The sequence below is a fragment of the Burkholderia sp. E168m22 genome, from assembly GCF_001319805.1.
Lineage (GTDB): Bacteria > Pseudomonadota > Gammaproteobacteria > Burkholderiales > Burkholderiaceae > Burkholderia > Burkholderia orbicola.
Genome location: NZ_BBSK01000026.1, coordinates 42948 through 60434 on the forward strand (window position 1 = coordinate 42948; position 17487 = coordinate 60434).

19 protein-coding genes and 1 pseudogene are annotated in these 17487 nt (G+C 66.7%); 4 read left to right on the forward strand and 16 right to left on the reverse strand.

Features of this window, described 5'->3' with window-relative positions:
- Positions 1-28: 28 nt before the first annotated feature.
- A pseudogene (locus AP428_RS37745) lies at positions 29-275 on the forward strand (hypothetical protein).
- On the opposite strand, the gene AP428_RS37130 reads toward AP428_RS37745, so the two are convergent.
- The 11 genes from AP428_RS37130 to AP428_RS08120 all read right to left on the reverse strand — a co-directional run bounded on the left by AP428_RS37130 (position 276) and on the right by AP428_RS08120 (position 9643).
- Positions 276-479 (reverse strand): hypothetical protein, encoded by a 204-nt coding sequence (locus AP428_RS37130; RefSeq protein ID WP_006487056.1) that lies wholly within the window; start codon positions 477-479, stop codon positions 276-278.
- Positions 480-581: 102 nt separating this feature from the next.
- Complete coding sequence (locus tag AP428_RS08075; protein ID WP_011549482.1) at positions 582-1358, reverse strand: MBL fold metallo-hydrolase; 777 nt, start codon at positions 1356-1358, stop codon at positions 582-584.
- A 4-nt stretch (positions 1359-1362) separates the two neighbouring features.
- Positions 1363-2508, reverse strand: coding sequence for an outer membrane protein assembly factor BamC (gene bamC / locus AP428_RS08080; protein WP_006478417.1), 1146 nt, complete (start codon positions 2506-2508; stop codon positions 1363-1365).
- A gap of 111 nt (positions 2509-2619) precedes the next feature.
- Complete coding sequence (gene dapA / locus AP428_RS08085; protein ID WP_053525424.1) at positions 2620-3522, reverse strand: 4-hydroxy-tetrahydrodipicolinate synthase; 903 nt, start codon at positions 3520-3522, stop codon at positions 2620-2622.
- A gap of 46 nt (positions 3523-3568) precedes the next feature.
- Positions 3569-4171 (reverse strand): bifunctional 2-polyprenyl-6-hydroxyphenol methylase/3-demethylubiquinol 3-O-methyltransferase UbiG, encoded by a 603-nt coding sequence (locus AP428_RS08090; protein WP_006478415.1) that lies wholly within the window; start codon positions 4169-4171, stop codon positions 3569-3571.
- A gap of 8 nt (positions 4172-4179) precedes the next feature.
- Positions 4180-5382: a tryptophan--tRNA ligase gene (locus AP428_RS08095; protein WP_006487046.1), complete on the reverse strand. Its 1203-nt coding sequence runs from the start codon at positions 5380-5382 to the stop codon at positions 4180-4182.
- 8 nt (positions 5383-5390) lie between these two features.
- On the reverse strand, positions 5391-6053 hold the full coding sequence (locus AP428_RS08100; protein ID WP_011549479.1) for a site-2 protease family protein: 663 nt from the start codon (positions 6051-6053) through the stop codon (positions 5391-5393).
- A gap of 47 nt (positions 6054-6100) precedes the next feature.
- Complete coding sequence (locus AP428_RS08105) at positions 6101-6733, reverse strand: L-threonylcarbamoyladenylate synthase (RefSeq protein WP_006487045.1); 633 nt, start codon at positions 6731-6733, stop codon at positions 6101-6103.
- Positions 6734-6805: 72 nt separating this feature from the next.
- Entirely contained in the window at positions 6806-7636 is an 831-nt protein-coding gene (locus tag AP428_RS08110) for a 3',5'-nucleoside bisphosphate phosphatase (protein WP_027805809.1), read from the reverse strand.
- Positions 7637-7718: 82 nt separating this feature from the next.
- Positions 7719-8609: an alpha/beta fold hydrolase gene (locus AP428_RS08115; RefSeq protein WP_006478412.1), complete on the reverse strand. Its 891-nt coding sequence runs from the start codon at positions 8607-8609 to the stop codon at positions 7719-7721.
- 173 nt (positions 8610-8782) lie between these two features.
- A complete protein-coding gene (locus AP428_RS08120; protein WP_197285588.1) occupies positions 8783-9643 on the reverse strand; it encodes a ferritin-like domain-containing protein in 861 nt (286 codons plus the stop codon).
- Positions 9644-9786: 143 nt separating this feature from the next.
- Between AP428_RS08120 and AP428_RS08125 the strand changes: the two genes are divergently transcribed.
- The 3 genes from AP428_RS08125 (at position 9787) to AP428_RS08135 (ending at position 11790) form a co-directional block, all read left to right on the forward strand.
- The gene (locus AP428_RS08125; RefSeq protein WP_006478410.1) at positions 9787-10311 is read left to right on the forward strand and encodes a gamma carbonic anhydrase family protein; all 525 of its coding nucleotides are present in this window, start codon (positions 9787-9789) and stop codon (positions 10309-10311) included.
- 25 nt (positions 10312-10336) lie between these two features.
- Positions 10337-11287, forward strand: coding sequence for an Hsp33 family molecular chaperone HslO (hslO, locus tag AP428_RS08130; RefSeq protein ID WP_012328811.1), 951 nt, complete (start codon positions 10337-10339; stop codon positions 11285-11287).
- 137 nt (positions 11288-11424) lie between these two features.
- Entirely contained in the window at positions 11425-11790 is a 366-nt protein-coding gene (locus tag AP428_RS08135) for a hypothetical protein (RefSeq protein WP_054927957.1), read from the forward strand.
- A gap of 89 nt (positions 11791-11879) precedes the next feature.
- Here the strand turns inward: AP428_RS08135 and ftsB are convergent, their stop codons facing one another.
- The 5 genes from ftsB to AP428_RS08160 form a co-directional block, all read right to left on the reverse strand.
- Complete coding sequence (ftsB, locus tag AP428_RS08140; protein WP_011549473.1) at positions 11880-12305, reverse strand: cell division protein FtsB; 426 nt, start codon at positions 12303-12305, stop codon at positions 11880-11882.
- 81 nt (positions 12306-12386) lie between these two features.
- Complete coding sequence (eno, locus tag AP428_RS08145; RefSeq protein WP_006478406.1) at positions 12387-13670, reverse strand: phosphopyruvate hydratase; 1284 nt, start codon at positions 13668-13670, stop codon at positions 12387-12389.
- A gap of 106 nt (positions 13671-13776) precedes the next feature.
- Positions 13777-14631 (reverse strand): 3-deoxy-8-phosphooctulonate synthase, encoded by an 855-nt coding sequence (gene kdsA / locus AP428_RS08150; RefSeq protein ID WP_011549472.1) that lies wholly within the window; start codon positions 14629-14631, stop codon positions 13777-13779.
- Entirely contained in the window at positions 14628-16286 is a 1659-nt protein-coding gene (locus AP428_RS08155; protein WP_006478404.1) for a CTP synthase, read from the reverse strand. The genes kdsA and AP428_RS08155 overlap by 4 nt, the downstream gene beginning before the upstream one ends.
- A gap of 191 nt (positions 16287-16477) precedes the next feature.
- Complete coding sequence (locus AP428_RS08160; protein WP_012328813.1) at positions 16478-17323, reverse strand: alpha/beta fold hydrolase; 846 nt, start codon at positions 17321-17323, stop codon at positions 16478-16480.
- Positions 17324-17487 lie beyond the last annotated feature (164 nt).

The following is a 17487-nucleotide window of genomic DNA, read 5'->3' on the forward strand; positions in this document are numbered from 1 at the left end:
TCAAATTCTGTATGGGAAAGACAACGTATTGACCCCGCATTTGTCGACGGTCGATAGGAAAGTGCATATAATTTCCGCCCAAGCCGTAGGGAAGATTCACGCTCTAAGAAGTGCATCTCCACCAGCGGCCCAGGTCGGTGTTGGAGCACATTACCGGTATTGTTTCGCGCTGTTGCTTACCTTTAACCATAAAAGGACGTGATCATGAAGAAATCCCTCCTCGTAGCTTCCCTGTTGGCTGCTGTTGCACTGGCTGCTTGCAACAAGAGCGCTGATCAAGCTGCTTCGTCGGCTGCAAGCGACGCGGCTGCTGCTGCTTCGTCGGCTGCTTCGGCAGTTGCTGGTGCTGCGAGCGACGCTTCGGCTGCTGCTTCGTCGGCAACGGCTGCTGCGAGCGACGCTGCTGCTGCAGTGGCGTCGGCTGCTTCGGCAGCGACGGCTGCTCCGGCTTCGGGCGCAAGCCAGTAAGCCTTCAGCATCAGCTGAAAAAAACCGGCCCGAGGGCCGGTTTTTTTACGTCTGCCGCTTTCGAATCGAGCGCCCGGCAGACGCTTCGGGCCGCCGCAGCAGCCCCGCTCCGCTCATCCGAGCATCAGCCAGTCGAAGCCCGCGTCCTGCGAGGCCACGACCACGTCTTCGCCGTCCGTCCCAAGTACGCCGCCAAACGCCTGGCGGGCCAGTTCCGGCAGATTGTTCTGCTGGCTCAGATGGGCCGCGACCAGGTGCTGGAGACGGCTGCGTTCCAGCGACGCGAGGATGTCGGCCGCGGCGGCATTGCTCAGGTGGCCGTGGTTGCCGCCGATCCGCGCCTTCAGCGACTGCGGATAGCGGCTGGCGGCCAGCATCGCAGTATCGTGATTGGATTCGAGCACCAGCGCGTCACAGCCGCTCAGGACGGCCGTGATGTGCGGCGTGGCCATCCCGACGTCCGTCAGCACGCCGAGCCGGCGGTTTCCGTCCATGAAGACGAACTGGAGCGGTTCCCGCGCGTCGTGGGGAACCGTATAGGGCATCACGGCGAGATCGCCTATCGCGGCCGTCTCGTCGCCCCACAGCACGTGGAGATCGACATCGGCCTCGTCCGCGCCGACCGCGCGCGCGGTGCCCCAGCTCATGTAGAGCGGCAGCGACGCGCGGCGCGCAAGCGTCAGCGCGCTGCCGACGTGGTCGCTGTGTTCGTGGGTGATGAGGATCGCATCGAGATCGGCGATGCAGAGATTCAGTCGGCCGAGCCGGCGCTCGACCTCCTTGGCAGAAAAGCCGCAGTCGAGCAGCACGCGGGTGGTCGTCGTGCCGCTCGAGGCCTCGACGACCAGCGCGTTGCCTTCGCTGCCGCTTCCGAGGCTGGCGAATCGCACGCGCTCAGTTCAGCTGCGCGTGCAGCAGCGAAATGAGCCGCTGCGCGTCCGACGAGTTGTCGACCTGGCCGTTCGCGCCGACCACCGCGACCTGCGTGCCGCCGTTGCCCTGTGCGCGCACGTTGATCAGGTATTCCTTGCCCGGCTTGGCGGCTGACGGGCCGCCGTAGAACAGCTTGCCGAACAGGCCGTCACGCTTGAGCTCTTCCATCGAATTCGCATAGCGCACGGTGTACATGCCCTTCTCGCGGTCGCGATTGTCGACCGTGAAGTTGGTCCGGTCGAGCGCCAGGCCCACGCGCAGCCATGCGCGGTCGAACGACTCGGCCAGTTGCAGCGTCGCGGCGCCGCCGCTCGTGTCGCTGACCTGCGCCGGCGCTGTCGCGGGGCGCGCATCGGTCAGCAACTGCTTCGCCTGCGCGTCGGTCAGGCCGAACTTCTGCATCAGCTTCGACAGGAACACGGCTTCGAGCACCGGGTTGCGCGGACGCTCCTCCCAGCGCGACGACGTGCCGCCCTGCGGGCCGACCATCATTTCTTCCATCGCGCTGTGCGTGATCGAGATGTCGGTGTTGCCGTCGGACGTACGGTTCACGAGCGTGCGGAAGCGGTCGCGCGTGCCCGACGAATAGGCGAAATCGATGACCCGGCCGATCGTGCGGCGGAACCAGTCGTCCGGAATGTTCGCGCGGTTCTCGGCCCAGTCGGTGGCCATGATGCCCGTCGACGGCGCATCGGTCTTCAGCGAGAAGCCGTTTTCCTGCCAGAATTCCTTCAGGATCGGCCACAGCTGCTCGGGCGTCCGGCCGTCGACGACGAGCCAGCGGCGATCGCCGTCGCGCTCGATGTGCATGCCGAGCGGATCCTGCGCGCTCGGGATGCCGTCGGTCGCATTGCCGGCCTGCGTCGTGGCCCGCGGCGGCAGCGTGCCGAGCCCGGCGTTGGTCGGCGGCGCGACGAACTGCTGCGTCGTCTGCACCGGCTTCAGGTCGCTCGGCACCGCGAGCGGCGGCGCCGAGCCGGTGTTCTTGTAATTGACCCGGTCAGGGGCCAGGTAGTCGTTCAGCGTATCGCAGCCAGCGAGCGCGCCCAGCGCCAGCGCCACCACCGACAACTGGATGGCGCGAGAGGAAAAGGCGAAACGTTTCATGAAATCCTTCGTCTTGCTAGAACGCTCGTCAGGAGCGGCGCCGGACGGAGCCGGCCGGTGCGGGTTGATCAGGGGTCGAGCCGGCGGCCGCAGGACGCGGCCGCCTCGGCATCAGAGGACGCCGGCCTCGACGAGGGCCGAACGCACGGCATCGTGACAGCGCTCGTCGAGCGCCGTGAGCGGCAGCCGGATGCCGCCCTGCATCTTGCCCATCGTCTGCAGCGCCCACTTCACCGGGATCGGGTTCGCTTCGATGAACAGGTTCTTGTGCAGCGACAGCAGCTTCATGTGCAGCGCGCGGGCCGTCTGCACGTCGCCGGCCAGCGCCGCGCGGCACAGCTCGCTCATCGCGCGCGGCGCGACGTTCGCGGTCACCGAGATGTTGCCGTGGCCGCCGAGCAGCATCAGCGCGATCGCGGTCGGATCGTCGCCGCTGTAGATCGCGAAATGCTTCGGCGCGGCCTTGATCAGGTGGGCGGCGCGATCGACGTTGCCGGTCGCTTCCTTCACGCCGATGATGCCCGGGACTTCCGCGAGACGCAGCGTCGTCTCGTGCGTCATGTCCGCGACCGTCCGGCCCGGCACGTTGTACAGGATCACCGGCAGGTCGACCGCTTCGGCGATCGTCCGGAAGTGGCGGTACATGCCTTCCTGCGTCGGCTTGTTGTAGTACGGCACGACCTGCAGCGTCGCGTCCGCGCCGACGGCTTTCGCGTGCTTCGTCAGCTCGATCGCCTCGGCGGTCGAATTGCCGCCCGCGCCCGCGATGATCGGGATGCGTTTCGCCGCATGCTCGACCGCCGTGCGGATCATCAGGATGTGCTCTTCGACGCTGAGCGTTGCCGACTCGCCGCTCGTACCGACGACGACGAGCGCATCGGTGCCTTCCGCGATGTGCCAGTCGACCAGTTTGCGAAACGCCGGCAGGTCGAGACTGCCGTCTTCGAGCATCGGGGTGACGATCGCGGGGATGCTGCCGCGGATTTGAATGCCGTCTTGGGTGCCGTTAGCCATGAAACGCGATTGATTGTGTACCGGTAAACGTTGAGATTGTAGCGGATTAGCCGGGCAGTTCGTAACGTGGAATTCCCGCCCCCGCCTTCGGGGTCGCGCCCTCGCGCACTGCGCAGAGGCGCTGGACGAATGCCTCGCGCGGCGCGGCCACGAAACCGTCCTCGTACGCGACCACCCGCAGGCGGCCGTGCACCGCGTCCAGCAACTCGCCCGGGGCGAGCAGGAACGCGGGGTTGGACGGTTTTCCGACCGTTTCGTTTCCTTGCGCGAAAGTTTCGTAGATCAGCACGCCGCCCGGCGCCACGGCATCGAGCAGATGGGGCCAGAGTGGACGATGCAGGTAATTCGTGACGATCACGGCCGCAAACCGCTCGCCGGCCGGCAGCGGCCATGGCGCGCCTTCGAGATCAGCCGCGCGGGCGTCGACGCCGGGAATCGCGCGCAACGCGGCCAGCGCGGCCGGGTCACGATCGAGCGCGACGACCGGATGCCCGCGCGACGCGAACCAGCCCGCGTGGCGACCGCCGCCCGCGGCGACGTCCAGCACTGCTCCGCCGGCCGGCACGAGCCGCGCCCATTGCGCGACCCAGCGCGACGGCTCGGCCTGGCCGACGTGGCCGCCCGCGGCGGCGATGACGGATTCGCTCATGCGCCGGATCAGTTGTACGACAGACCCATCGCGTCGCGCACGTCGCGCATCGTTTCCGTCGCGTACTTGCGCGCCTTGTCGCAGCCGTCCGCGACGATCGCGCGCAGCAGCGACGGATCGTCCATGTACTTCTGCGCGCGCTCGAGCATCGGCTGCTGTTCGCGCAGGATGCCTTCGACGACCGGCTGCTTGCAGTCGAGGCAGCCGATACCCGCCGAGCGGCAGCCCTTCTGCACCCATTCGTGCGTCGCTTCGTCCGTGTAGACCTGGTGAAGCTGCCACACCGGGCACTTGTCGGGATCGCCCGGATCGGTGCGGCGCACGCGTGCGGGATCGGTCGGCATCGTGCGGACCTTCTTCGTGATCGTCTCGGCGTCTTCACGCAGGCCGATCGTGTTGCCGTACGACTTGGACATCTTCTGCCCGTCGAGGCCCGGCATCCGCGACGCTTCGGTCAGCAGCGCCTGCGGCTCGACCAGGATGATCTTGCGCGCGCCTTCGAGATAGCCGAACAGGCGCTCGCGGTCGCTCATCGACAGGCTTTGCGATTCCTGCAGCATCGCGCGCGCCTGTTCGAGCGCCTCGTCGTCACCTTCCTGCTGATACGCGTTGCGCAGCTCGTGATAGAGCTTCGCGCGCTTGCCGCCGAGCTTCTTCGCGGCTTCGAGCGCCTTCTCCTCGAAACCGGGCTCGCGGCCGTACAGGTAGTTGAAGCGGCGCGCGATCTCGCGCGTCATCTCGACGTGCGGCACCTGATCCTCGCCGACCGGCACCAGCGAGCCGCGATACAGCAGGATGTCGGCGGCCATCAGCACCGGGTAGCCGAGGAAGCCGTAGGTGGACAGATCCTTGTCCTTCAGCTTCTCCATCTGCTCCTTGTAGGTCGGCACGCGTTCGAGCCAGCCGAGCGGCGTGCTCATGCCGAGCAGCAGCGCGAGTTCCGCGTGCTCGGGCACCTTGCTCTGGATGAACAGCGTCGCCTGCGCCGGATCGATGCCGGACGCGAGCCAGTCGATCAGCACGTCCCACACGTTCTTCTCGATGACCTCGGGCGTCTCGTAGTGCGTCGTCAGCGCATGCCAGTCGACGACGCAGAAGAAGCACGGGTACTCGGACTGCAGCTTCACCCAGTTTTTCAGCACGCCGTGGTAATGACCGAGGTGCAGCGACCCGGTGGGTCGCATGCCGGAGAAAATACGTTCTGGGAACATGATTGTCGTTAGAAAAGCGAGGCGAAGGGAGACAGGATGGCGCTCAGGACGGCGTAGCCGACATTGACGAGCGGACGCAGCCAGAAGTTCGTCAGCACGCCCGTCGTGACGAGCACGAGGACGATGATGAAACCGTACGGCTCGATGCGCGACAGCGCGATCGATTGTCGGGTCGGCAGCAGCGCCGCCAGGATGCGGCCGCCGTCGAGCGGCGGCAGCGGAAACAGGTTCAGCACGCCGAGCACGAGATTCGCGCTGACGCCGGCGAACGCCATCCGCGTGAAGAACGGCTCGTCGACGCCGACGGCCGGCAGCACCAGGGTCAGCAGGCCCCAGACGAGCGCCTGCACGAAGTTGCAGGCCGGACCCGCGAGCGCGACCCAGAGGCTGCCCCAGCGCGGATTGCGCAGGTTGCCGAACGACACCGGCACCGGCTTCGCATAGCCGAACAGGAATGCGCCGCCGGTCAGGAAGTACATCGCGAGCGGAATCGCGATCGTGCCGAGCGGGTCGATGTGGCGCATCGGATTGAACGACACGCGCCCCATCGCGTAGGCGGTGTTGTCGCCGAGCAGGCGCGCGGCGTAGCCATGCGCGGCCTCGTGCAGCGTGATCGCGAAGATCACGGGCAGCGCGTAGACGGCGATGGTCTGTATCAGGGAAGCATCCATATCGCGTTATTGTAACAAGCGCACTCGCGCAAAAATGACACCGCGGGTCATGCGGCCGAGAGTCCGAACGGTTCGAGCGCGCCGCGCCCCGCACGGATGAGTTCGGGCGCATCGCCGGTCAGGTCGATCACCGTCGACGGTTCGCGCGGGCACGCGCCGCCGTCGATCACGAGGTCGACCTGTTTCTCGAGCCGCGTGCGGATTTCCTCGGGATCGTTCAGCGGTTCGTCGTCCGGCGGCAGGATCAGCGTCGTGCCGAGCAGCGGCTGGCCGAGCGACTCCAGCAGCGCGAGCGTGATCGCGTGATCGGGCACGCGCAGCCCGATCGTCTTGCGCGACGGGTGCGACAGCCGGCGCGGCACTTCCTTCGTCGCCTGCAGGATGAACACGTACGGGCCCGGCGTCACCGACTTGATCTGCCGGTACTGGCGGTTGTCGACCATCGCGAAGTTGGCGAGCTCCGACAGGTCGCGCACGAGCAGCGACAGGTGCTGCTTCTCGTCGAGGCCGCGAATCCGGCGCACGCGCTCGACCGCATCCTTGTCGTCGAGATGGCACGCGAGCGCATAGCTCGAATCGGTCGGCATCGCGATCACGCCGCCCTTGCTGACGATCTCCACCGCCTGCTTGATCAGGCGCGGCTGCGGATTATCCGGATGAATCCTGAAGAACTGGGACATGGGGACACGTAAAGAGGGAGAAGTCGGATGTGCGCATCAACGGCAACGCGGGCGGGCCGAAGCCGCCCGGCGTCAGAGCCAGCGCTCCCAGACCGGCGTCAGGTCGGGCGGCAACGGCGGCAGGCTGCCGAGCTCGATGCGGCCCTCGCCCGGTGCGTGGAAATCCGAGCCGCGCGACACTTCGAAGCCGAAGCGGCGCGCAACGTCCGCGTATTCGCGGTACTGGTCGGGCGTATGGCTGCCCGTGATGACCTCGATCGCGCGGCCGCCGAGATCGATGAACTCGCCGAAGAACGCGTCGAATTCGACCGGCGTATAGCGATAGCGGCCCGGATGCGCGACCACCGCTTCGCCGCCTGCCGCGCGAATCCAGCCAACCGCGTCGGACAGGGACGCCCAGCGGTGCGGGACGAAGCCGGGCTTGCCGTCGCCGAGCAGGCGATCGAACACGTCCGACGTCGATTCGGCGTGGCCGTTCTCGACGAGAAAACGCGCGAAGTGCGTGCGCGAGATCAGGTCGGGATTCGATACGTATTTGAGTGCACCTTCGTACGCGCCGGGGATGCCAAGCGTCGCGAGTTGCTCCGCGATCGCCACCGCGCGCGCCGCACGGCCGTGGCGCGTGCGATACAGGCCGTCGACCAGCGCCGGATGGGCGGGATCGATGTTCAGACCGACGATGTGCACGGTGCGCGATGCCCACGTGACCGAAATCTCGACGCCGCTCAGGTAGCGCATGCCGAGCGCTTCCGCCTCGCTGCGCGCCGCCGCCTGGCCGCCGATCTCGTCATGGTCGGTCAGCGCCCACAGGGTCACCCCGCCCGCATGCGCGCGGCGCGCGACGTCGGCAGGCGACAGCAACCCGTCGGAAACATTGGAATGGCAGTGGAGATCGGCGTTCATTGTCGGCATGGCAGGTAAGGCCTCATTCTACTGCAACGCGGCAATTGCGCCGCCCGCCTGCCGTGCCGCCCGTGCCACGCGCCTATGCGCAGAACGCCTCGATCAACGCCGCGATCTGCTCGGGCTGGTCGTGATGCACCATGTGGCCGGCATCCTCGATGAGCTTCTCGCGCCAGTCGGGGAACGCGTTGAAGCGCGCCTTGAATTCGGGCAGCGGGATGTCGCCGGCCAGGTGCGCGAGCGTCGGAGAATTGACGGCCTCGACGTGCAGCACCTTTGCGCGCACCTGCTTCCAGGTCGCCATCACTTCGTCGAGCCGGTACAGCAGCGGGCCCGGCATCTTGTGCGCCGGGTCGGCGAGCAGATGGTAGAGGCCGTCGTCGCCGCGTTTCGACCAGTGCGCGGCCAGAAACGCGGCGCGGCGCGGGTCGAGCCGCGGATTGGTCTTGATCAGGCGCGCCGCTACGTCGTCGAGGGACGCGTACGGCCGCAGCGCGGGCGGCTCGCGCAGCTCGTCGAGCCAGCCGCGCAGCCGGCGCGGCGCCTGTTCGGCGCGGGCCGGCGCGAGCCCGAACCCTTCGAGATCGACCACGCGGCGCACGCGTTCCGGCCGGGCGCCGGCATACAGGCACACGACGTTCGCGCCCATGCTGTGTCCGACCAGGTTGACCTCGCCGGTCGGCGCGTAGCGGTCGACGAGCGCATCGAGGTCGCCCAGGTATTCGTGGAACCAGTAGTGGCCGCCGCCCTGCCGCGCGACCGGCCAGTCGGACAGCCCGAAGCCGCGCGCATCGGGCGCGATCACCTGCCAGTCGCCCGCGAGCGCATCGACGACGAACTGGAACGACGCCGCGACGTCCATCCAGCCGTGCAGCATGAACAGCGTCGGCGCATCGGGCCGACCCCAGCGCCGCACATGCAGCTGGACGCCGCGCACCGTGACGAAATCGGAAACAGAACTCGAGGCACTCATCGCAGCCGCCCAAAAAAGAATGGTCGTTCGATTATAGCGGCGACACCCCGGTTCAGGCGGCCGGCAATCGAGGTAGCGCTCTAGCGGCGAGGTCGTACGGCGCCAAGCAGAAAGATGCTATCGATCGGGCGCGCAAGCAGGCGGCCCACCGGACGCAGCCGCACGCGAGCCGGCTAATGCGCGGTGCGCCCGTCCGCCGCGTCCTGCGCAGCCAGTTCGTCGAGTTCGGCCTGCTCGAAGCCGGCATCGCGTCGCGCATCGAAATTGAACGGGCCGCGCAGCCGCGGCGCGTGGTATTGCTCGGCGAGCTGCCGATAGGTCGGCACGGGGTCACGGCCGGCTGCGTCGCACAGATGGCGGAACCAGCGGTTGCCGATCGCGACATGGCCGATTTCGTCGCGCAGGATCACGTCGAGGATCGCAGCCGACGCGTCGTCGCCCGCCTGCACGAGTCGCGCGCGGATCGGCGGCGATGCGTCGAGCCCGCGCGCCTCGAGCGTGCGCGGCACGAGCGCCATGCGCGCGAGCACATCGTCCTTGGTCCGCTCGCACATCTCCCATAGCCCGTTATGCGCGGGAAAATCGCCGTACGCATGCCCGAAGCCGTCGGCGAGCCGGTCGGACAGCAGCGTGAAGTGATAGGCCTCCTCGGCCGCGACCTTCAGCCAGTCCGCATAGAACGCGTCGGGCAGGTCCGCGAAGCGCCAGACCGCGTCGAGCGCCAGGTTGATCGCGTTGAACTCGATATGGGCGAGCGCGTGCAGCAGCACGGCGCGCCCTTCGGGCGATCGCATGCTGCGCCGCTGCAGCTCGCGCGGCTCGACCAGCGGGGGCCGCGCCGGGCGCCCGGGCAGACCGGCCGGTTCGCGCAACTGGAGCGCCGGCGCGATCGCCGCCTGCCCGGCGCGCAGCGCATCGTGCAGCGCGCGCACCCGCGCGGCCTTGGCCGCCGGCTCGGCAATACGCAGCGCGTCGAGCGCCACGCTGCGCACACAGGCCGGCGCCGGGTCAAAAGAAGAAGACTCCATGCTCATAAACGGGGACACCTTGCGTACGCATCGCGGGAGCATCGGCACGCGACGGTTTACAATATGCGTTTGTTCCGCGGCGCCAGGCGCCGGGCAAACCGGACGCGCCATTCTACCGGCGCCCATCATCGAAGAGACAAGGAGACTCCGTGACGATCTACAAGCTGGGCGAGACGGCCCCGACGATCCACGAAAGCGTATTCGTCGCCGATACGGCGGCCATCATCGGCAAGGTCGTGCTCGAGGAAAACGCGAGCGTGTGGTTCGGCGCGACGATTCGCGGCGACAACGAGACGATCACGGTCGGCGCCGGCAGCAACGTCCAGGAAGGCGCGGTTCTGCATACCGACCCCGGCTTTCCGCTGACGATTGCGGAAAACGTGACGATCGGGCACCAGGCAATGCTGCACGGCTGCACGATCGGCGAAGGTTCGCTGATCGGGATTCAGGCGGTGGTCTTGAATGGAGCGGTCATTGGCCGCAACTGTCTGGTGGGTGCCGGCGCGGTCGTGACGGAAGGCAAGACGTTCCCGGACAACTCGCTGATTCTCGGCGCACCGGCGAAAGTCGTGCGCGAGCTGTCGGCCGAAGACGTCGCGCGGCTGCGCGCGAACGCGAAGACGTATGTCGAGCGACGCGCGCATTTCAAGGAGCAACTCGTGCGGATCGGGTGATTCGCACGGATTTCAAGGAAGAAGAGTGAGCGACCAGTTACAGAAATTCATGTTCAATGCGGCGCCCGTGCGCGGCGAGATCGTTTCGCTGCGCAACACGTGGCAGGAAGTGCTCGCCCGCCGCGACTACCCTGCCCCGGTGCGCACGGTGCTCGGCGAGATGATGGCCGCGTGCGCGCTGCTGTCCGCGAACCTGAAATTTCACGGCACCCTGATCATGCAGATCTTCGGCGACGGGCCGGTCCAGATGCTGGTCGTCCAGTGCGGGTCCGATCTGTCGATGCGGGCCACCGCGAAGTTCTCCGGCGACGCCGCGCAGACGATCAGCGACGACACGAGTTTCGCGTCGCTCGTCAACGCGAGCGGCCACGGCCGCTGCGTGATCACGCTCGATCCGGCCGACAAGCTGCCGGGCCAGCAGCCGTATCAAGGCATCGTGCCGCTGAACGGCGTCGACGGCCCGCTCGAATCGGTGTCGCAGGTGCTCGAGCACTACATGCATCACTCGGAGCAGCTCGACACGCGGCTGTGGCTCGCGGCCGATCGCGACCGCGCGGTCGGCATGCTGCTGCAGAAGCTGCCGGGCGACGGCGGCATCGTGCCGCGCAACGCCGAAACCGATATCGACACGTGGGAGCGCGTGTGCACGCTCGGCGGCACGCTGTCCGCGAAGGAACTGCTCGAAGTCGAACCGGAAGTCGTGTTCCGCCGGCTGTTCTGGCAGGAAAACGTGCAGCACTTCGAACCGGCCGGCACGCGCTTCCAGTGTTCGTGCTCGCGCGAGAAGGTCGGTGCGATGCTGCGCATGCTCGGTCGTGAAGAAGTCGACAGCGTGATCGTCGAGCGCGGCCACGTCGAGATCCACTGCGAGTTCTGCAACCAGCGCTACGAATTCGATCCGGTCGACGTCGCGCAACTGTTTGCGGCACCCGGTGTCGAAACCGGCATCGCGCCCGCGACCGACCAGCGTCACTGAGCCATGCGCCCGTGCCCGCCACCGGCGCGGCACGGGCGCATAATGACGCACGAGCGCCGCACCGCGGCTCAGGCGCCCAAGGCCCGGCCTTCGGCGCAAGCCGTTTTCCCACGGTCGGCGCGCCGCAGGAGAAACACATGAATCACCCTCACCCCTTGCTCACCATCCGCAGCGTCGTCCTGACGGGCATGGCCGCCGGCACGCTCGCGCTGGCCGGCTGCGCGATGCCGCCGCCGACTTCCACGATCCTGAGCCGCCTGCCCGAACCGGGCGCGTCGGGCGGCCAGCCACCCGTGTTGTCGAGCGCCGAACGCAAGCGCTACGACGAGATCGACCAGCAGGTGCTGCGCGAACAGAACAGCGCGATGGCAGCCGAGGCGGCGGCGCGCGCGTGGGCGTATTACTCGCCGCCACCCGTGACGGTCTACGGCGGGTACTACGGCGGATGGGGCAATCGCTGGGGCACGGGCGTCAGCTACGGCTACCCGGGCTGGTGGTGGTGAGCGGGCGTCGCCCGATCGATTGACGACTGGCAGGAAATAAAAAAGCGCGGCATTTCCCGCGCTTTTTCAATGGATTCGACGTACCGCGCTCAGTGATGCGCCGGCTTGCCCTTGTCGCCGCCGTGATGGCGCGACGGCTTCGCGATCGACTGCGGATTCGGCACGACCCGCACCGGCGCCGCCGAAACCGCGCCGCGCGTCGACGTATTCGATGGCGTGGTGTTCACCGGCCCTGCCGGCGCATTCGGCGACACGAACTGCACGAATACTTCGCCGTCCTTCACCATGCCCATCTCGTAGCGCGCACGCTCCTCGATCGCCGCGGTGCCGCTCTGCAGATCCTGCACTTCGCCCGCGGTGCGCTCGTTGCGCAGCTTCTCGTCCGCATTCTTCTGAAGCTGGTCGTCGAGCTGCTGACGCAATTCGTGCACCCGCAGCCAGCCGCCGTGTCCCCACCATAGGGGGTACTGAATGAGCGCCAGCAAGGCAATCAGGACGACAGTGACAAGCCGCATGTAAGAGACGCAGATATAAGAAGCGCCGCTCCGCGCACAGGCACAGAGCGGCGTCGAGATGACGAACCCGATAGTAGCGCGTTAGCGCAGGTTATAGAAAGCCGATTTGCCCGGGTAGCTCGCGATGTCGCCGAGATCTTCCTCGATGCGCAGCAGCTGGTTGTACTTCGAGATGCGGTCGCTGCGCGACAGCGAACCCGTCTTGATCTGACCGGCGTTCAGGCCGACCGCGATGTCCGCGATCGTCGAATCTTCCGTTTCGCCCGAGCGGTGCGAGATCACGGCCGTGTAGCCCGCGCGCTTCGCCATTTCGATTGCCGCGAACGTTTCGGTCAGCGTACCGATCTGGTTGATCTTGATGAGGATCGAGTTCGCGATGCCCTTCTCGATGCCTTCCTTCAGGATGCGCGTGTTCGTGACGAACAGGTCGTCGCCGACCAGCTGCACCTTCTTGCCGAGGCGGTCGGTCAGCAGCTTCCAGCCGTCCCAGTCGCTTTCGTGCATGCCGTCCTCGATCGACACGATCGGGAACTTGTCGGCGAGCGTCGCGAGGTAGTCGGTGAATTCGGCCGACGACAGTTGCAGGCCTTCGCCGGCGAGCTGGTACTTGCCGTCGTGGTAGAACTCGGATGCCGCGCAGTCGAGCGCGAGCAGCACGTCTTCGCCCGCACGGTAGCCGGCCTTCTCGATCGCCTGCAGGATCGTCGACAGGCACTCGTCGTTGCTGCCGAAGTTCGGTGCGAAACCGCCTTCGTCGCCGACGGCCGTGCTCATGCCGCGGTCGCTCAGGATCTTCTTCAGCGCGTGGAACACTTCCGCGCCGCAACGCAGCGCTTCACGGAACGTCGGCTGGCTGACCGGAACGATCATGAATTCCTGGATGTCCAGGCTGTTGTTCGCGTGCGCGCCGCCGTTGACGATGTTCATCATCGGCACCGGCAGTTGCATCGCACCCGAACCGCCGAAGTAGCGGTACAGCGGCAGGCCGGCCTCTTCGGCGGCGGCCTTCGCGACGGCCATCGACACGGCCAGCATCGCGTTCGCGCCCAGGCGCGACTTGTTGTCGGTGCCGTCCAGCTCGAGCAGCGTCTTGTCGAGGAACGCCTGTTCCGATGCGTCGAGGCCCATGATGGCTTCGGAGATTTCGGTGTTGATGTGCTCGACTGCCTTCAGCACGCCCTTGCCGTTGTAGCGGCCGGCTTCGCCGTCGCGCAGTTCGATCGCTTCACGCGAGCCGGTGGACGCGCCCGACGGCACCGCCGCGCGGCCCATCGTGCCCGATTCGAGCAGCACGTCGCATTCGACGGTGGGGTTGCCGCGCGAATCCAGAATCTCGCGGCCGATGATATCTACGATTGCACTCATGGGTTTCCTCTGAGAATGACGATGGATTCTTCAAACTGCGACGGCGTGCGTGCCGGAACCGCTTTCGCTACAGACGCGCGAAGCCGTCGCAAGGTTCATTCGATCTTTAATTGAAATCGTTTTCCAGGAACGGATTGCGCTTCACCGCCTGGTCGAGCGTGACGAGGGTCTCCAGCAACGCACCCATCCGGTTCAGCGGCACTGCGTTCGGGCCGTCCGACTTCGCCTCGGCCGGATTCGGATGCGTTTCCATGAACAGGCCCGCGACGCCCGTCGCGACCGCCGCACGGGCGAGCACCGGCACGAATTCGCGCTGGCCGCCCGAACTCGTGCCCTGCCCGCCCGGCAACTGCACCGAGTGGGTCGCATCGAACACGACCGGCGCGTTCGTCTCGCGCATGATCGCGAGCGAACGCATGTCCGACACGAGGTTGTTGTAGCCGAACGAGACGCCGCGCTCGCACGCCATGAAGCGGTCTTCCGACAACCCCGCGTCACGCGCCGCGTCGCGCGCCTTGTCGATCACGTTCTTCATGTCGTGCGGCGCGAGGAACTGGCCCTTCTTGATGTTGACGGGCTTGCCCGAGCGCGCGCACGCATGGATGAAGTCGGTCTGGCGGCACAGGAACGCCGGCGTCTGCAGCACGTCGACGACCGACGCGACCTGCTCGATCTCGTCGATCGAATGCACGTCGGTCAGCACCGGCAGGCCGAGCTGGCGCTTCACCTCGCCGAGAATCCGCAGCCCCTCGTCCATTCCGAGGCCGCGAAACGACTTGCCCGAGCTGCGGTTCGCCTTGTCGTAGGACGACTTGTAGATGAACGGAACGTTCAGCTTCTCGCAGATCTCCTTCAGGCGGCCCGCCGTGTCGATCGTCATTTGCTCCGATTCGACGACGCAGGTACCCGCGATCAGGAAGAAAGGCTGGTCGAGACCGACCTCGAAATCGCACAGCTTCATGCTTGCACTCCGCGCGCTTGCTTGTTGGCAAGCGCCGCTTCGACGAACGACTTGAACAGAGGATGACCGTCACGCGGCGTGGACGTGAATTCCGGGTGGAACTGGACGCCGACGAACCACGGGTGCATCGAACGCGGCAGCTCCATCATTTCCGGCAGATCCTCGCTCGGGGTACGGGCGCTGATGATAAGGCCGCCGGCTTCGAGCTGGGGCACGAAGCGGTTATTGACTTCATAACGGTGGCGATGGCGCTCGTTCACGTCCTTGCCGTAGATTTCTTCCGCCATCGTGCCCGGCTTGATCGGGCAGCGTTGCGAACCCAGGCGCATCGTGCCGCCGAGGTCGGATTCCTCGGTGCGCGTCTCGACCTTGCCTTCGCGGTCGTACCATTCGGTGATCAGCGCGACCACACGCTCCGGCGTGTCCGGATCGAATTCCGTGCTGTTCGCCTGCTTCAGGCCGACGACGTCGCGCGCGAATTCGATCACCGCGAGCTGCATGCCGAGGCAGATGCCGAGGTACGGCACCTTCGACTCGCGCGCGTAGCGAACCGCGGCGATCTTGCCTTCCGTGCCGCGACGGCCGAAACCGCCCGGCACCAGCACGGCGTCGAGATGCTTCAGGCTGTCGACGCCGTTGGTCTCGAGCTCTTCCGAGTCGATGTACTCGATGTTGACCTTGGTCGACGTGTGGATCGACGCATGGCGCAGCGCCTCGATCAGCGACTTGTACGACTCGGTCAGGTCGACGTACTTGCCGACCATGCCGATCGTCACTTCCTGCTTCGGGTTCTCGAGCTTCTCGACGAGCGCCGACCACATGCTCAGGTCGGCGTCCTTCGGCGACAGCTTCAGCTCTTCGCAGATGATCCGGTCGAGGCCCTGGTCGTGCAGCATCTGCGGAATCTTGTAGATGCTGTCGGCGTCCCACACCGAGATCACGGCGTCTTCCGGCACGTTCGAGAACATCGAGATCTTCTTCGATTCGTCGTCGGGGATGCGGCGATCCGCACGGCACAGCAGCACGTGCGGCAGGATGCCGATCTCGCGCAGCTTCTGCACGCTGTGCTGGGTCGGCTTCGTCTTCAGCTCGCCGGCCGTCGCGACGTACGGCACGAGCGTGAGGTGCACGAAGCACGCGCTGTTGCGGCCGAGGCGCAGGCTCATCTGGCGTGCAGCCTCGAGGAACGGCAGCGACTCGATGTCGCCGACCGTGCCGCCGATCTCGACGATCGCGACGTCCGGCTCGCCGCAGGTGGCCGATGCCGCCCCGCGCTCGATGAACGCCTGGATTTCGTTCGTGATGTGCGGAATGACCTGCACGGTCTTGCCGAGATAGTCGCCGCGGCGTTCCTTGCGGATCACCGATTCGTAGATCTGGCCGGTCGTGAAGTTGTTGGCCTTGCGCATCTTCGTGCTGATGAAGCGCTCGTAGTGGCCGAGGTCGAGGTCGGTCTCCGCTCCGTCTTCCGTCACGAACACTTCGCCGTGTTGAAACGGGCTCATCGTGCCGGGGTCGACGTTGATGTAGGGATCAAGCTTGAGGAGGGTGACTTTCAGACCGCGCGATTCGAGGATCGCGGCGAGGGAAGCGGCGGCAATGCCCTTGCCAAGGGAAGAAACTACGCCGCCGGTGACGAAAACATATTTGGTCATCGCTGGATGCTCGCGGGAAAAACGGATTATACCGTAAAGCCCGCCCTTCTCTCAGCAATTGGCGTGATGATCGCGCCCCGTTCGGGCCGACCCGTGCCGACCCGCGCCGGCCGTGCGCGCCGGTACGAACCGGCCGGCCGGTCGGCGCCGCACGCATGCGCCGGCGGGCGTTCCAGCCGCCCGGCGAAACGTCAGGCGCGCTTCGCGAGCGGCGCGCCGGCCTGCCAAACGCCACCCTCTTCCGCCTTCAGCGAATTCAGCATCCGCTGCAATGCGCGGGCGGTCTCGATCGGCCGCTCCATCGGGAACAGGTGGCTGCCCTCGAGCCATTCGATGCGCCCCCGCGTCGCGCGGCGTGTCGCATCGAGCCCGACTTGCCGCACCTCGCGCGAGCGCGTGCCGGCGAGAAAGCCGAGCGGCACCGGCGCGCCGTGCGCGAGCCGCGGGCCGAGCGTGTGCGGCAGCGTCCGGTAGATCAGGTATTCGACCTGACGGTCGAATGCGAGCGCGCGCTCGCCGTCGGCGCCGGCCTGTGGAATCCCGTAGTCGATATAGTCGGCCAGCATCCGTTCGTCCCAGCGCGCGAACGCGGGCTTCTCGCGGAAGTGCCGCCACACTTCGTCGCGGCTCATCCAGCGGGTGCGCCGGTTGCGCGTCGCCGCGGCCGGCGACAGCCGCTCGTCGAGCCCCGCCCACTGGCTCGCGCGCAGCGCGCCGGCACGCCAGCCCGCGATGATCGGCGAATCGATCATCACGACGCCGCGCACCCACTGCGGCTTCTTCAGCGCGGCCATCAGCGACAGGTAGCCGCCGAGCGAATGGCCGACGAGCCAGACCGGACGCTCGTAGCGGCTGCCGATGTCGTCGAGCAGTTGCTCGACGAGATGCGGCCAGTCGCGCGTCACCGGGTAGCGGCGGTCGTGGCCGATCCGTTCGATGTAGCGCAGCTCGTAGTCGTCGGCCAGCTCGGCGAAGATCGTCCGGTACGTCGACGCCGGGAAGCCGTTCGCATGCGAGAAGTGGAGGATGTCCTTCAAACGCCGATGTCTCCTTTGTCGGTGGGAGTGAGTGCTTCAGCACTTACTCCCGCCCCATGCTTCGCGGTCGACCGGCGTTGGCGCTTTGGCTCTCACGCCAGTCCCATGTTTCGTATTCTGTCGGAACCGTGCCTCGGCACGGCACGCCGGCCCCGGGCTTTCCG

What these genes read in the sequence shown, in the direction of transcription:
- AP428_RS37130 (WP_006487056.1), bottom strand. Translation starts at nt 479, where the DNA reads ATGCTGAAGGCTTACTGGCTTGCGCCCGAAGCCGGAGCAGCCGTCGCT.
- bamC (WP_006478417.1), bottom strand. Translation starts at nt 2,508, where the DNA reads ATGAAACGTTTCGCCTTTTCCTCTCGCGCCATCCAGTTGTCGGTGGTG.
- dapA (WP_053525424.1), bottom strand. Translation starts at nt 3,522, where the DNA reads ATGGCTAACGGCACCCAAGACGGCATTCAAATCCGCGGCAGCATCCCC.
- AP428_RS08090 (WP_006478415.1), bottom strand. Translation starts at nt 4,171, where the DNA reads ATGAGCGAATCCGTCATCGCCGCCGCGGGCGGCCACGTCGGCCAGGCC.
- AP428_RS08095 (WP_006487046.1), bottom strand. Translation starts at nt 5,382, where the DNA reads ATGTTCCCAGAACGTATTTTCTCCGGCATGCGACCCACCGGGTCGCTG.
- AP428_RS08100 (WP_011549479.1), bottom strand. Translation starts at nt 6,053, where the DNA reads ATGGATGCTTCCCTGATACAGACCATCGCCGTCTACGCGCTGCCCGTG.
- AP428_RS08105 (WP_006487045.1), bottom strand. Translation starts at nt 6,733, where the DNA reads ATGTCCCAGTTCTTCAGGATTCATCCGGATAATCCGCAGCCGCGCCTG.
- AP428_RS08110 (WP_027805809.1), bottom strand. Translation starts at nt 7,636, where the DNA reads ATGAACGCCGATCTCCACTGCCATTCCAATGTTTCCGACGGGTTGCTG.
- AP428_RS08115 (WP_006478412.1), bottom strand. Translation starts at nt 8,609, where the DNA reads ATGAGTGCCTCGAGTTCTGTTTCCGATTTCGTCACGGTGCGCGGCGTC.
- AP428_RS08120 (WP_197285588.1), bottom strand. Translation starts at nt 9,643, where the DNA reads ATGAGCATGGAGTCTTCTTCTTTTGACCCGGCGCCGGCCTGTGTGCGC.
- AP428_RS08135 (WP_054927957.1), top strand. Translation starts at nt 11,425, where the DNA reads ATGAATCACCCTCACCCCTTGCTCACCATCCGCAGCGTCGTCCTGACG.
- ftsB (WP_011549473.1), bottom strand. Translation starts at nt 12,305, where the DNA reads ATGCGGCTTGTCACTGTCGTCCTGATTGCCTTGCTGGCGCTCATTCAG.
- eno (WP_006478406.1), bottom strand. Translation starts at nt 13,670, where the DNA reads ATGAGTGCAATCGTAGATATCATCGGCCGCGAGATTCTGGATTCGCGC.
- kdsA (WP_011549472.1), bottom strand. Translation starts at nt 14,631, where the DNA reads ATGAAGCTGTGCGATTTCGAGGTCGGTCTCGACCAGCCTTTCTTCCTG.
- AP428_RS08155 (WP_006478404.1), bottom strand. Translation starts at nt 16,286, where the DNA reads ATGACCAAATATGTTTTCGTCACCGGCGGCGTAGTTTCTTCCCTTGGC.